This is a genomic window from Corallococcus caeni (assembly GCF_036245865.1).
Classification (GTDB): Bacteria; Myxococcota; Myxococcia; order Myxococcales; family Myxococcaceae; genus Corallococcus; species Corallococcus caeni.
Window position 1 is genome coordinate 759,007 of sequence record NZ_BTTW01000004.1, and the last position, 14,819, is coordinate 773,825.

General features: G+C 71.0%; 3 protein-coding genes and 1 tRNA gene. 1 reads left to right on the forward strand and 3 read right to left on the reverse strand.

Annotated elements, in window-relative coordinates:
• Positions 1–35 precede the first annotated feature (35 nt).
• Together ffh and pabB are read right to left on the reverse strand one after the other, a co-directional pair.
• Positions 36–1,682: a signal recognition particle protein gene (ffh, locus tag AABA78_RS21285; protein WP_171413653.1), complete on the reverse strand. Its 1,647-nt coding sequence runs from the start codon at positions 1,680–1,682 to the stop codon at positions 36–38.
• 156 nt (positions 1,683–1,838) lie between these two features.
• Positions 1,839–3,968, reverse strand: coding sequence for an aminodeoxychorismate synthase component I (gene pabB / locus AABA78_RS21290; RefSeq protein ID WP_338265090.1), 2,130 nt, complete (start codon positions 3,966–3,968; stop codon positions 1,839–1,841).
• Between the two features lie 158 nt (positions 3,969–4,126).
• Here pabB and AABA78_RS21295 point away from each other — a divergent pair.
• Positions 4,127–4,212: transfer RNA gene (locus tag AABA78_RS21295), tRNA-Leu, on the forward strand.
• A gap of 17 nt (positions 4,213–4,229) precedes the next feature.
• Here the strand turns inward: AABA78_RS21295 and AABA78_RS21300 are convergent.
• Positions 4,230–14,816 carry a non-ribosomal peptide synthetase gene (locus tag AABA78_RS21300; RefSeq protein WP_338265092.1) on the reverse strand — a complete coding sequence of 3,529 codons (10,587 nt, stop codon included), beginning with the start codon at positions 14,814–14,816 and terminating at the stop codon, positions 4,230–4,232.
• Positions 14,817–14,819 lie beyond the last annotated feature (3 nt).

The following is a 14,819-nucleotide window of genomic DNA, read 5'->3' on the forward strand; positions in this document are numbered from 1 at the left end:
ACGCGCGGGCAGGGGAGGACCGCGAAGGCCGCGGGCTACTTCTTCTTGCGGTTCTTCTTCTTGTTCTCCTTCTCCTTCTTGCGCCGCTCCTTGATGGCGTCGCGGTCGTCCGGCTTGCTCACGGACGGGGGCGCGTAGCCCATCAGGCGGGCCTTGGCCATCGCGGCCTGGCCCATGGGCGGGGTGTAGCCCGGGGCGATCTGCGGCAGCTGCATGGGCATTCCGCCCATGCCTCCGCCCATCGCGGACATGGCCTTCTCCAGCGCCTTCGGGTCCTTCCCGAACATGCTGCCCAGGTCCATGTTCTTCATCTGGCCCAGCTGCCCCAACTGCTTGAAGCCGGGGATGCGGCCCAAGAGGCCCGGGTTCTGGCCGATGGTGCCCATCACCTGTTGCATCATCCCGAACTTCTGCAGCAGCTCGCGCACCTCCTCCGGCTTGCGACCGCTGCCCTTCGAGATGCGGTTGATGCGGCTGGTGTTGATGATGTCCGGACGCAGGCGCTCCTTCTGCGTCATCGAGTCGTACATCGCCTCGATCTTCGTGAGCTCCTTCTCGTCCGGGTTCAGGTGCTCGGTAAGGTCGCCGAAGAGGGGGAACTTCTCCAGCAGGTCCTTCAGCGGGCCCATCTTGCGGACCATGCGGATCTGCTCGACGAAGTCCTTCATCGAGAACTGGCCGGAGAGCAGCTTGCGCGCGTCGTCCTCGGCCTTCTTCTCGTCGACGACCTTCTCGAAGTCCTTCATCAGGCCGACGATGTCGCCGAAGCCCAGGATGCGGCCCGCGAGGCCCTCCGGACGGAACTCCTCCAGCTTGTCCATCGACTCGCCCATGCCGAGGAACTTGATGGGCTTGCCCGTCACTTCCTTGATGGACAGCGCCGCGCCGCCGCGCGCGTCACCGTCCAGCTTCGTCAGGATGAAGCCGTCCAGCGTGAGGCGCCGGTCGAACTCGGCCGCCGTGCGCACCGAGTCCTGGCCAATCATCGCGTCGCACACGAGCAGGATGGTGTCCGGCTGCACGTTGGACTTGATGGACTCCAGCTCCGTCATCAGCGTCTCGTCGATGGCAAGCCGGCCCGCCGTGTCGATGAGCACCACGTCGCACTTCTGCTCGCGCGCGGCCGCGTAGCCCCGCTTCGCCAGCTCGGGCGGCTGCACGCCGGGCTCGTGGTAGACGGGGACCTTCAGCCGCTCGCCCAGCACCTTGAGCTGATCCACGGCGGCGGGACGGTAGATGTCCGCGGCCACGAGCAGCGGCTTGCGCCCCTCCGCGAGGAGCCGGCTGGCGAGCTTGCCCGTGGTCGTCGTCTTACCGGAGCCCTGGAGGCCCACCATCATGATGCCGGACAGCTGGCCCTTGGGCTTCAGGTGGAGGCTCGTGTCCACCGGGCCCATCAGGGCCTCCAGCTCGTCGTGGCAGATCTTGATGAAGTGGTCCATCGCGCTGACCTTGCGCTTCTGGCCCCCCGCGTCCGTGACGGACGTCTGCACGACTTCGCCCACGGCCTTCTCGCGGACGCGGGCGACGAACTTCTTCACCACGTCGAAGGCGACGTCGGCCTCCAGCAGGGAGACGCGGATGTCTCGCAGCGACTCGTCCACCAGCTCGGGGGTGAGTTCGCTCTTGCCGGCGAGGCGGTTCTTGGCGGCCCGGAAGCCCTTGGTGACGGTCTCAAGCATGGGGGGCGCTTTATAACAGCGTCCCGCCGGATGCGACGGTCACGGAAGCCCCGGCCGTCCAGCAGTGGAGGAATCGAGGGGCTTTCCCTGCTACCCGGAATGCCGCCGCCCGGCCCGGGAGCCCCGTCCCAGAGGGCCTCCCACCCCTCCCGGGGCTCAGCCCGACGCGGCCGTCCGGGGCCCGGGGGCCGCTTCCGCCTCGCTGTCGGGCTCGGGCAGCCAGTCCGGGCACCCGAGCGCCGTGCACAGGGCCTTCAGGACCACGCGCGACTTGAGGAGCATCTCGTCCAGCTCGGCCGCCGGGTCAGAGAGCGCCACGATGGCCCCGCCCGCGCCGATGCTCACCTCGCCGGGGCGGACCACCGCCGTTCGGATGACGACGTTCAGGTCCGCCGCGCCGGTGACGGAGAAGTACCCGATGGCGCCCGAGTACACCCCCCGGGCCTCCCGCTCCAGCCGGTCGATGAGCTCCATCGTGCGCTCCTTGGGGGCGCCCGTCATGGAGCCTCCCGGGAAGGCGGCGCGCACCGCGTCCACGGCGGTGAGCCCCTCGCGCAGGTGGCCCCGGATGGTGCTCACGAGCTGGTGCACCGTGGCGTACGACTCCACGTGCATGAGCCGGGGGACGTGGACCGAGCCCACCTCGCACACGCGTCCGAGATCGTTGCGCACGAGGTCCACGATCATCAGGTTCTCCGCCCGGTCCTTCTCCTGGGCGCCCAGTTGCTGGCGAAGGCGTTCGTCCTCGTCCGGGGTGGCCCCGCGGCGCAGGGTGCCCTTGATGGGCTTCGATTCGACCCAGCGCTCGGCGTCCACTCGCAGGAAGCGTTCGGGGGAGGAGCAGGCGATGCCCAGCGGTCCCATGCGGAGGTACGCGGCGTAGGGGGCCGGGTTGAGTTGGCGAAGGCTCCGGTACAGGTCCAGTGGGTCGACGTGGGCCCGGGCGAGGAGCTTGTTGGTGAGGCAGACCTCGTACGTCTCTCCCTCGTGGAGCTGTTCCAGGCAGTGCTGGATGTCTGCCAGGTACGTCTCGCGATTCCTGGCGAGGCGGACGGGGAAGGGAGCTCCAGGGGCTGGTTCGAGGAGGGCGAGGGGCGGGAGGGCGCGCAGGGTGGCTTCGGTGGCGTCGAACCAGGACTGGACCTGGGCCGCCTCGTGTTCCGGGGCGAGCGCCACGAGATACACCGTGTGCTCAAGGTGGTCCCAGGCCAGCAGTCGGTCCGCCAGGACGAGGCTGGCGTCTGGATCCGGTGAGGGATGCGGGGCGTTCGCGCCGCAGTCGTGCTTGAGCTCGTAGCCGAGGGAGCCCACGAATCCACCCTGGAAGTCGAAGGGGAGGCCCGTGGGGGGCGTTCGCAGCCGCGTCAGTTCCTGCTGGAGGAACTCGAACAGCTCCGTGGCGTGCTCCTCCGTTCCCTGACTCCGGCGCACGGTGAGTTGGCGTGGATTCACCCGGTAGTGGATGACGGCGCTGTGGGGCCCGGTTGCGTCACCCATGAAGGAGAAGCGTGACAGGCCGGCTTCGACGCGGCTGCTGTCCAGCCAGAAGGCGGGGTCCTTGCCTCCGAAGAGCGTGACGAAGGCCTGCTCCGGGTCGACATCGAGCCGCAGCTTCCGGTGGTGGACCCGGAAGGCTTCGGGCGGAGGACTGGGCCTTGGAGGCCTGACCTCCTCCGGAGCTGCGGGGCGCGGGATGCGACGGTGCTCGTGGCTCAGGCGGACAAAGTTGGCGAGGAGCTGACGCCCGTGGGCGGTGGCGATGGATTCCGGGTGGAACTGGACGCCCCAGCGGGGGAGGGAGGCGTGGCGCAGGGCCATGAGGACGCCATCGGAGGTCCAGGCGGTCTCCACCAGTTCCTCGGGCAGCGGCCGGGCCAGGCACAGGGAGTGGTAGCGCACCACCGGGAAGTCCTGCGGCAGGCCCTGGAAGAGGTCCGTCCCCGTGTGGCGCACGGGGCTCAGCCGTCCGTGCATGACCTCTGGTGCGTGCTGGATCCGTGCGCCGTGGACGTGGCCCATGCCCTGATGGCCCAGGCACACGCCGAGGATGGGGACGTCCGCTTCGAGGAGCGCATCCCGGCAGACGCCGAAGTCCGCCGGGTGGTCGGGACGGCCGGGACCGGGGGAGAGGACGATGTTGTCGAACGCGAGGTCGCGCAGCTCGCGCCACGAGTCCTCGTCGTTCTTCACGACGAGGGGCTCTGTCCCGCCGACCTCCGCCAGCAGTTGGAAGAGGTTGAACGTGAACGAGTCGTGGTTGTCGATGATGAGCGTCCGCAGCCGCACGGCGCGCACCTTACCCCTCGGTGGCCTCCAGCGAGGCACCTCTCTGGGGCCGTCCGAGCACGGCCGCCGGGCAGCCGTACTTTGCGGCCCAAGGACCAAGGTGCGGCCTGCGCTGGTGCCTCGCTTGGGCTGCGGGGTCTGCTATCTTTCCTTCCATCGCACGAGTGGCGGAACTGGCAGACGCAGCGGACTTAAAATCCGCTGACTCGCAAGGGTCGTCCGGGTTCGATCCCCGGCTCGTGCACTTCCCACCGGCCAGCGCTATCGCGAGGACTTCAGCGCATCGCGGAGCCATCCCGCCAGCTCGCGCACCGCCGGAGCCCGCAGCAGGCTGTAATGGTCGCAGGGCAGCAGGTGCCGCTCGAGGGTGTCACCCACCAGGTCCGTCCAGCCTCCGTCCTCGGGCAACCCATCCGCGCTGTCCGTTGCCTTGAAGAGCACCGTCCGGCCTTCGCTGGTTGGCGCCGTGTAGCGCCGCGAGGCGTGCAGGTTGCCCTCGAAGACCCGGAATAGTGCCCGCACGTGCTTGGAGCTTCTCCCAGGAGGAAGGATGCCCGCGCCCGCCGCCAGCTCCAGCAGCCGCTCCAGCATTGCCTCCGGCTCCAGGCCTGCCAGCGGCGTCAGGTCCACGCTCAGCTCAGCCAGGGACGCACCCAGCAGGTCTCTCGCGAACATCGCCGCCAGCCCCACCCGGTCCGGCTCTGGCTCCTTCGCCACCGTTGCCGTCGGGACGTAGGCGTCGATGAGTGCCAGCAGGGCCACCTGCTCGCCGCGCTCGCGCAGCTGTCGCGCCATCTCGTATGCGATGAGGCCCCCCATGGACCAGCCCCCGAGGGAGTAGGGCCCGGACGGCTGCACCGACTGGATGGCCTTCACATAATCAGAGGCCATCTCTTCGATGGAGCCCAACGGCTGGCTGCTGTCATCCACACCTCGCGCCTGCAGCCCGTAGAAGGGCTGTTGCGGCCCCAGCAGCCGAGCCAGCTCGGCGTAGCACAGCACGTTGCCTCCCACCGGGTGCACGCAGAAGAAGGGCCTAGCGTCACCGGTGGCTGGCACTCCGAAGGGCACCAGGGGCGAGAAGGCCTCCGGATCCTCCCGGCGCAGCAGCGCGGCGAGCTGCTCCACCGTGGGCGCCTGGAAGAGCGCGGCCAGCGGCAGGTGGTGACCTGTCGCTGCCCCCACCGCGGCCATCAGCTGCACGGCCAGCAGCGAGTGGCCTCCCAGCTCGAAGAAGTTGTCGCGCACGCCCACCGGCTGCACGCCCAGCACCGACTCCCACAGCCCCACCAACTGCAGCTCCCGTGCGTCTCGGGGTGACAGCAGGGCCGCGGCCGGCACTTCGGACCGCTGCGGTGCGGGCAGGGCCTTGCGGTCCACCTTGCCATTGGGTGTCAGGGGCAGGCCGGGGAGCACGGCGATGGCCGCGGGCACCATGTGCTCGGGCAGTCGCTGCTTGAGGTCCTGGCGCAGCGTGGCCACGTCCAGCGTGTCGCCCTCCGAGGCCACCACGTAGGCCACCAGTCGCCTGTCCCCGGGCGCGTCCTCGCGCACCGTGGCCACGGCCTCGCGCACCGACGGGTGCTGGAGGAGCGCGGACTCGACCTCGCCCAGCTCGATCCGGAAGCCGCGCAGCTTCACCTGCGCATCCAGGCGGCCGAGATACTCCAGCGTGCCGTTCGTCAGCCACCGCGCCCGGTCCCCGGTGCGGTAGAGGCGGGCGCCGGGCTCCGGGCTGAACGGATCAGGAGTGAACCGCTCCGCCGTCAGCTCCGGCTGGTTCAGATAGCCCCGGGCCACGCCCACGCCGCCTACGCACAGCTCGCCAGGGACTCCGGGAGGCACCGGCCGCAGTGCCGTGTCCAGCACGTACACCCGCACGTTGGCCCACGGCCGGCCGATGGTGAGCCGCTCCCCGGGCCGCAGCGGCTCGGAGACGGTGGCGCACACGGTGACCTCCGTGGGGCCGTAGGCGTTGAGCATCCGCACACGGGAGCCCCAGCGCGCCACCAGCTCCGGCGTGCAGGCCTCGCCCGCGGAGACGAGCGTCTCCAGGGCGGGGAAGTCCTCCGGCGTCAGCCGTGCCAGCACCGAGGGCGTCAGGGTGACAGCGGTGAGGAACTCCTCCCGCAGCAGCCCTTGCAGGGGCGCACCGGGCATCAGCCGCGCGCGCGGCGCGAGCACCAGCGTGGCTCCGGCCAGCAGCGCGCCGAAGATTTCGAACACCGACGCATCGAAGCCGAAGGCGGCGTACTGGAGGACGCGGCTGCCGGAGTGGAAGCCCTGCGCGCGCGCGGCGTTGAGCGCCGTGTTGCACAGCCCCTGGTGCTGCAACAGCGTGCCCTTGGGCCGGCCCGTGCTGCCCGAGGTGTAGATGACGTAGGCCAGGTCGCCGGCGTGGGTGAGGTTTTCGGGGGCCGTGCCCGGCCGTGCCTCGATGAGGGGCGCATCCACGTCCAGCAGCACGAGCTGCCCGCCGCTGGAGGGCAGCTCATCCGCGAGGGCCTCGGTGGTGACGAGCACCGGGGCGGCGCAGTCGCGCAGCATGTACGTCAGCCGCTCCACGGGGTAGCTCGCGTCCAGGGGCACCCAGGCGCCGCCGGCCTTGAGGATGCCGAGGATGGCCACCACCGTCTCCAGCGAGCGCTCCACGCAGAGCGCCACGAGGACGTCGGGCCGCACGCCCAGCGCGCGGAGGTGGTGTGCAAGCTGGTTGGCGCGGGTGTCGAGCTGCGCGTAGGTGAGCGCCGTGCCCTCGAAGCGCACGGCGGTGGCGTGCGGGGTGCGAGCCACCTGGGCCTCGAAGAGCTGGTGCGCGCAGGTCTCACGCGGGAAGTCGCGCGAGGTGGTGTTCCAGTCGCTCAGCACCTGGCGTTGCTCGGCCTCGTCCATGAGGGGCAGCGCCGACAGCGGGGCCTCGGGCGAGGCCGCCGCGGCCTGGAGCAGCGTGCCCAGGTGCCGCACCAGCCGGTCGATGGTGGCCGCCTCGAAGAGGTCCGTGCGGTACTCGCAGCCACAGTCCAGGCCTCGCGCCGTCTCCGAGATGCTCAGGGTGAGGTCCAGGCGGGAGGTGCCCGAGTCCACGGCCTCCCCGCGCAGGGTGAGGCCGGGCACCGTCAGCTCGGTGGCGGGCTGGTTCTGCAGCACCAGCTTCACCTGGAACAGCGGGGCTCCTGACGGGTCGCGTTGGGGGTTGAGCGCCTTGACCACCTCCTCGAAGGGGAGCTCCTGGTGCGCGTATGCGCCAAGCGTGGCCTCCCGGACGCGGCCCAGCAGCTCGCGGAAGGACGGGTTGCCGCCCACCCGCGCGCGCAGGGCGAGCTGGTTGATGAAGAAGCCGATGAGGCCCTCGGTCTCCGCCCGGTTGCGGTTGGCGATGTCGGTGCCGACGACGAAGTCCTCCTGGCCCGAGTAGCGCGACAGCACCCACTGGAAGCCCGCCAGCAGTGCCATGAACAGGGTGGTGCCCTCGCGGCGGCACAGCGCCTGGAGCGCCCCGGCCAGCTCGCGCGGCAGCACGCGACGGTGGGTGGCGCCGCGCAGGCTCGCCACCGCGGGCCGTGGGAAGTCGGTGGGCAGCTCCAGCATGGGCGCTGCGCCGGTGAGGTGCTCGCGCCACCAGGACAGTTGCGCCTCCAGCGCCTCGTCGCGCAGCCAGCCGCGCTGCCACACCGCGTAGTCCGCGTACTGCACGGGCAGCTCGGGCAGTGGGGACGGTGCGCCCTCCTGGGAGGTCGCGTAGAGCGTCGCCAGCTCGCGCACGAGCACGCCCATGGACCAGCCATCCGAGGCGATGTGGTGCACGTTGAGGAGCAGCAGGTGCCGCGACTCGAAGACCCGCAGCAGCATGGCGCGCAGCAGCGGGCCCCGCTCCAGGTCGAAGGGACGCCGGGCCTCCTGGTGGGCCAGACGCCGGGCCTCGGCCTCGCGCGTGTCTTCAGGGAGCGCGGACAGGTCCACCACCGGCAGGGGGAACGGCGCGGGAGGATGGATGATCTGGACGGGACCGCTGGCCTGCGTCTGGAAGGTGGTGCGCAGCACCTCATGGCGGCGCACCAGCTCCGTCAGCGCGTGCTCCAGCGCGCCCACGTCCAGGGTGCCCTCCAGCCAGAGCGCGGTGGGCATGTTGTAGAAGGGGCTCCCCGGCTCCAGCCGGTCGAGGAACCACAGGCGCTGCTGCGCGAAGGACAGCGGCAGCGGACCCTCCCGGAGCGCCCGCACCAGCGCGGGCATGCGGGTGCCAGCGCTGGAGCCCTGGAGACGCTCCGCGAGGGCGGCCACGGTGGGCGCCTCGAAGAGGGTGCGCACGCTGAGCTCCACGTCGAAGGCGGCACGGATGCGCGCCACCAACTGCATGGCCAGCAGCGAGTGGCCTCCCAGTTCGAAGAAGTTGCCCCGACGGCCCACGGTGCGCACGCGCAGGACGTCACACCAGAGCTCCGCCAGCCGCTGCTCCACGGGATTGGCCGGTGGCTCCTCCTCTTGGGTGGGAGCAGCGGGCCGCGCGGCATCCGGCACGGGCAGGGCCTTGCGGTCCACCTTGCCGGTGGGCGTCAGCGGCAGCGCGGGCAGCACCACGAAGGCCCCCGGGACCATGTACTCCGGCAGGCGCTGCCGCAGGTGAACCCGCAGCGCGGCGGTGTCCGGCATGGAAGTGCCGGACACCACGTAGGCCACCAGGCGCTTGTCACCGGGCACGTCCTCGCGCACCACCACCATCACGTCCTTCACGGACGCGTGCGCACGCAGCGAGGCCTCGACTTCGGCCAGCTCGATACGGAAGCCGCGCACCTTCACCTGGGCGTCGGCGCGGCCGAGGAACTCCAGCACGCCGTCCGCGCGCCAGCGGGCCAGGTCGCCCGTGCGGTACATGCGCGCGCCCGGAGTGGCGCTGAAGGGGTCGGGGATGAAGCGCTCGGCGGTGAGGGCGGGCTGCTCCACGTAGCCACGGGCCACGCCATCGCCGCTGATGAACAGCTCTCCGGTGACTCCGGCGGGCACGGGCTGGCCGGCGGCGTCCAGCACGTACACCTGGGTATTGCCAATGGGGCGGCCAATGGGGACGGACGCCCCGACGTGGGCCACGTCCGTCATGCGGTGGCAGGAGGCGAAGAGGGTGGTCTCGGTGGGGCCGTAGCAGGCGGTGACGGGGATGCGCAGCTCCTCCAGCACCCGCTTGACGTGCGGGGCGGAGACGACGTCGCCGCCGGTGAGCAACTGGCGCACGCCGCGAAGGGCCCCGGGGTGGTGGTCCACCACCTGGGTGAAGAGGCCCGCGGTCAGGTGCAGCGTCGTCACCCCGTGCTTCACCAGCACCGACTCCAGCTCCCGCACGTCGGAGGGCGGATGCGGCGGGAAGACGACGAGGCGGCCGCCATGCAGCAGCGGACCCCAGAGCTCCAGGGTGGAGGCGTCGAAGGAGATGGGGGCGATGAGCAGGAACGTCTCGTCGGGCCCCAGGTGCGCGTAGTCGACACCGAAGAGGGTGCGAAGCACGGACGCCTGGGGCGTGCCCACGCCCTTGGGGCGGCCCGTGCTGCCCGAGGTGAAGTCGATGTACGCGAGGCTTTGGGGCAGGGCCGCCCGCGGTGGCGCGTGCACCGGCTCACCCAGGAGGGAGACCTCGTCCACGACCACGGTGACCAGGCCCTCGGAGGGGAGCTTCTCCCGCAGCGCGCGGGTGGTGATGAGCACGCGTGGGCGCGAGTCCTCCACCATGGCCGCCAGCCGCTCACGCGGGTAGGCGGTATCCAGCGGCACGTAGGCGCCGCCGGCCTTGAGGATGGCCAGCAGCGAGACGATGAGCTCCACCGAGCGCTCCAGCGCCATGGCCACGCGCGAGTCCGTGGACACACCCAGGCCGCGCAGGTGATGCGCGAGCTGGTTGGCGCGCGCGTCGAGCTGCCGGTAGGTGAGCTTCACGTCACCGAACTCCACGGCCACCCTGTCCGCGTGGAGTGCCACCACCCGGGAGAAGACCTCGGGGAGGGTGGAGTCGCGCGGGTACTCGGTGGCGGTGGCGTTCCACTCCACCAGGAGCCGCCGGCGCTCCCGCGCGGGCAGCACCTCCACCTGGTTGACCGGCGTTTCCGGGCCGGCCTCCAGCAACTCCACCAGGCTCTGTACGGCCATCCGCATGGACTCGCAGAGGCTTTGCGGCATCACCGCCCCTGCCGCGACCTGCGCGGTCAGGCCGAAGTCCTCGCCGAAGTCATCGACCACCAGGGTCAATGGATAGTTGCTGCGCTCCTCGGTTCCCAGCACCTGGACCTGAAGCCCGCCTTCTCCAGACGGGCCCGCGGCGTCCTGAACCCCGTTGTGCCGGTAGTTCATGAGCGCCGTGAACAGGGGCACCCTCGCCGGTAGTGCGCTGCACCGCTGTGCCAGCGCCAGCGAGGCGTGCTCATGCTCCAGCAACCGGGTGAGACCGCGGTGCGCGAGCAGCAGGCTCTCGCGCACGCCCTGGCGGCCCAGCCTGATGCGGATCGGCAACGTGTTGATGAACGGGCCCAGGGCCTGCCCGGTGCCCGCGCCGCCCTGCATGCGTCCGAACAGCACCGTGCCGAACACCACGTCGGCGCTTCGCCCCGAGCCGCGCGCCAGCACCTGGGCCCAGGCCAGGTGCATCAGGCTGGCGGCGCTGACGCTTGCGAGCCGGGCCTGTCGCCGCACGCGCTGGGCCAGGCTCGGCTCCAGCATCAGCCGCGCTTCGGCAATGCCGACACCCTCGCCCTGCGTGTCGATGAGCCCGAACGGCGCCGTGGGCTCTTCCACATCCCCCAGCATGGCCTTGAAGAACGCCTCGTGTTCGGCCTGAGGCACACGCCGCGCAAGGGCCACGTAGTTGCGAAAGGGCACCGGCTCCGCCAGCCGCTCGCGCTGGCCCGCCAGGATGAGCTGGACCTGCGCCACCATCAGCCGCAGCGAGGTGGCGTCGTCGATCAAGTGGTGGAACAGCACCTGCAGCAGCCAGCGCCCGTTCACCGCATCGTGTGCGACCGCGCAGCGCAGCAGCGGCGCCTGCCGGATGTCGAGCCGGTAGTGCCGCGGATCGTGCCGCGCACGCATCTGGTCGGCGATGTCGCCCGCGGAGTCCGACAGCTCCAGTTCGTCCACGACCAGGCGCGCGCGCCGCCACACGACCTGCACCGGTTCGCGCAAGCCTTCCCACACGATGGCCGTGCGCAGGATGTCCTGCCGGTCCACGACCTCCTGGAGCGCGGCGAGGAAGCGGTCCAGTTCCTTGCGTTCCGCGGCGGCCAGCATGGCCTGCTGCAGATAGGCATCCCCCTGCCGCGCCATCAGGTGATGGAACAGGAAGCCTTCCTGAAGCGGCGCCAGCGGATAGAGGTCCTGCACGTTGGCCGCCCCGCCCGGCACGCGCGCCACGATGGCGTCGATCTCGTCTTGTGTCAGGGACACCAGCGGCAGCATCGGCGGAGTGATGACCTCGCTGTCCGGCGTGATGCGGTTCGGCGGAACGTTGTCGCCGCCGCCTTCCGCGTTCGCCCGCGCGGCCAGTTGCGCGAGCGTGGCCGAGGCGAAGATGCCGTGCACGTCCACCGACAGCCCGTCGCGGCGTAGCGCGTCGATCATGCGCACCGCCAGCAGGGAATGGCCGCCCAGCGCGAAGAAGTTGTCCTCGCGGCCGATGCGCTCCATGCCCAGCAACCGGGCCCAGACGGCGGCGATCTTCTCCTCGACCTCACCGCGCGGTGCCTCGTAGGCACGACGCGACACCGCGCCGGTGTCGGGCGCCGGCAGGGCCTTGCGGTCCACCTTGCCGTTGGGGCTCAGGGGCAAGGCCTCCAGCAGCATGTAGTGCGCCGGCACCATGTACTCCGGCAGGCGGCGCGCCAGCGCGTCACGCAACTCCGCCGGCGCTGGACGCGCTCCGGGCTGCGCCAGCACGTAGGCGACCAGCCGCGGGTCGCCAGGGGTGTCCTCGCGCGCCAGCACCACCGCGTCACGCACGCCCGGCCAGGAGGCCAGCGCGGCCTCGATCTCGCCCAGTTCGATGCGAAAGCCGCGCACCTTCACCTGGTGGTCGATGCGTCCCAGGTAGTCGATGTTTCCGTCGGGCAGGTACCGCGCCAGGTCCCCGGTGCGGTACATGCGGCTGCCGGGCGCGCCGAAGGGGTCGGGGATGAAGCGGTCGCTGGTCAGCTCCGGTCGGTTGACGTAGCCGCGCGCCAGGCCGATGCCGGCGATGTGGAGCTCGCCCGCCACGCCCGGAGGCACCGGGTTCAGGTGCCGGTCCAGCACGTGCATCCGCGTGTTGGCGATGGGCCAGCCGATGGGCACGCGGGCCTGCGGCGATCCAGGCCGGCAGGCCCAGGAGGTCACGTCCACCGAGGCCTCGGTGGGGCCGTAGAGGTTGTGCAGCTCCACGCCCGGCAGCAGCCGGAAGAAGCGCTCTTGAAGCTCCCTGGGCAGGGCCTGGCCGCTGCAGACCACGCGGCGCAGACTGGCGCATGGCGCGGCGTGGGCCTGGCCCAGGAACACGTCCAGCATCGGCGGCACGAAATGCAGGGTGGTGATCGCCTCGCTCGCGATCACCTCGCGCAGATAGGCCGCGTCCTGGTGGCCGCCGGGCCGCGCCATCACCAGCCGCGCGCCGTACGACAGCGGCCAGAAGAACTCCCACACGGACACGTCGAAGCTGAACGGCGTTTTCTGCAGCACGCGGTCGTCGGCGCCGAGCCCGTAGGCCTCCTGCATCCATTGCAGGCGGTTGACGATGCCTGCGTGCGGGATGCCCACGCCCTTGGGCCGGCCCGTGGAGCCGGAGGTGTAGATGACGTAGGCCAGGTGCAGCGGGTCGGTGCTGGACGCTACCGGCGTGGCCGGTTCTTCCGCGATGCGCGGCCAGTCTGCATCCAGCAGGAGCTTGGGGATGGTGGTCTCGGGCAAGGCGTCGCGCAGGCTCGCCTGCGTCAGCACCAGCCGTGCACCGCAATCCGCCAGCATGAACGCCAGCCGCTCCGCCGGATAGCCGGGGTCCAGCGGCACATAGGCGCCGCCGGCCTTGAGGATGCCGAGCAGTCCCACCACCATCTCGATGCCGCGCTCCACGCACAGCGCGACCAGGCTGTCCGGGCCAACGCCGTGCGCGCGCAGCACGCGGGCCAGTTGGTTGGCGCGCGCATCCAGCCGGGCATACGTCAGGTGGCTGTTTTCGAAGACGAGCGCCACGCGCTCGGGCGTGCGCCTCACCTGGTCCTCGAACAGCTGCGCCAGCGTGCCGCTTCGCGGATGGTCGCGCGCGGTGGCGTTCCAATCGAACAGGATGCGGCGCCGCTGCGCCTCGCTCAGCAGCGGGATGCCCGCCAGCGGCCGGTCCGGATCGGCCGCCGCTGCTTCGAGCAGCGCGCGATAGTGGCCAGCGAACTGGTCGACGGTGCCGGCCTCGAACAGGTCGCTGGCGTACTCGACCACGGCATCGAGGCCTCCCGCGCTTTCCATCAGGAACAGCGACAGGTCCAGCTTGGAGGCGCGGGACGCGACAGTGCCGTCGTCCAGCCGGCTCAGTTGCAGGCCCGGCAGCCGCAAGCCCTCCTCGGGATAGTTCTGCAGCGCGAACTGCACCTGGAAGAGGGGAGGGCGAGAGAGGTCGCGCACGGGGTTGAGCTGCTCCACGAGCTTCTCGAAGGGCAGGTCCTGGTGGGCGTAGGCCTGGAGCGCCGTCTCCCTGGCGCGCGTCAGCAGCTGGCGCAACGACGGGTCTCCAGACACGTCCGTGCGCAGCACCAGCATGTTGACGAAGAAGCCGATGAGGCCTTCGGTGCGGCGGTCCGTGCGGCCGGCCACGGGTGTGCCGAGGACGATGTCCTCCTGGCCACTCCAGCGGGAGAGCAGATGCTGGAAGCCGGCCAGCAGCACCATGAACAGCGTGGCGTCCTGCGCGCGCGCCAGCGCCTGCAACGGCCCGGTCAGCGCCCTGGGCAGGGCGAAGGACACGCTCGCACCCCGGAAGCTCTGTACCGGTGGGCGAGGATGGTCCAGCGGCAGCTCCAGCGCGACTGGAGCGCCCGCGAGCCGCTGCTTCCAGTAGGTGACCTGCCTCTCCAGCGCTTCGCCTCGCAGCCAGTCGCGCTGCCACAAGGCGTAGTCGGCGTACTGCACTGGCAGCTCCGGCAGCGGCGACTCCCGGCCCTGGGCATACGCGGTGTACAGCGCGCCCAGTTCGCGGATCAGCACCCCCACCGACCAGCCGTCGCTGATGATGTGGTGCATCACCACCACCGCCACATGCTCCTCCGGCGCCAGCCGCAGCAGCAGCACGCGGAACAGCGGCCCTTGCGCCAGGTCGAAGCGCTGGCGCACGAAGGCGCCCGCCTGTGCCAGGACAGCCCGCCCGTGTTCCGCCTCACCCAGTGAGGACAGGTCCTGCCGTTGCGACACGAAACCGCCGGGGGCATCGACCACCTGCGCGACCGTGTCCTGCCCGGCCGCGAAGCGCGTGCGCAGGGCCTCGTGCCGGCGCACGATTTCCGCGAGTGCTCGCTCGAAGGCACGGTCGTCGAAGTGGCCCGTCAGACGCAGGCCGCTGGCGATGTGGTAGGCCGTGCCCAGGTTCTCGAGGCGGTCCAGCAGCCACAGGCGCTCCTGCGCGTATGACAGCGGCAGGTGTTCGGGCCGCGGCCGCGCGGCCACCAGCGGGGCCGCCTGTGCGCCCGCCGCCTGCCGCAGGAAGTCCACCAGCTCCGCCTTCCGCGCGCGCAGCTGCGCGAGGCGTTCCTGCGTCATCGCGCCCCTGGGCGCCTGGTAGCGCAGCTCGCCGCCTTCCAGCCACAGCCGCACGCCGTCCTGCCGCAGCGCGGCCAGCAATGATTGAACCGCGCTCATGTC

What these genes read in the sequence shown, in the direction of transcription:
- ffh (WP_171413653.1), bottom strand. Translation starts at nt 1,682, where the DNA reads ATGCTTGAGACCGTCACCAAGGGCTTCCGGGCCGCCAAGAACCGCCTC.
- AABA78_RS21300 (WP_338265092.1), bottom strand. Translation starts at nt 14,816, where the DNA reads ATGAGCGCGGTTCAATCATTGCTGGCCGCGCTGCGGCAGGACGGCGTG.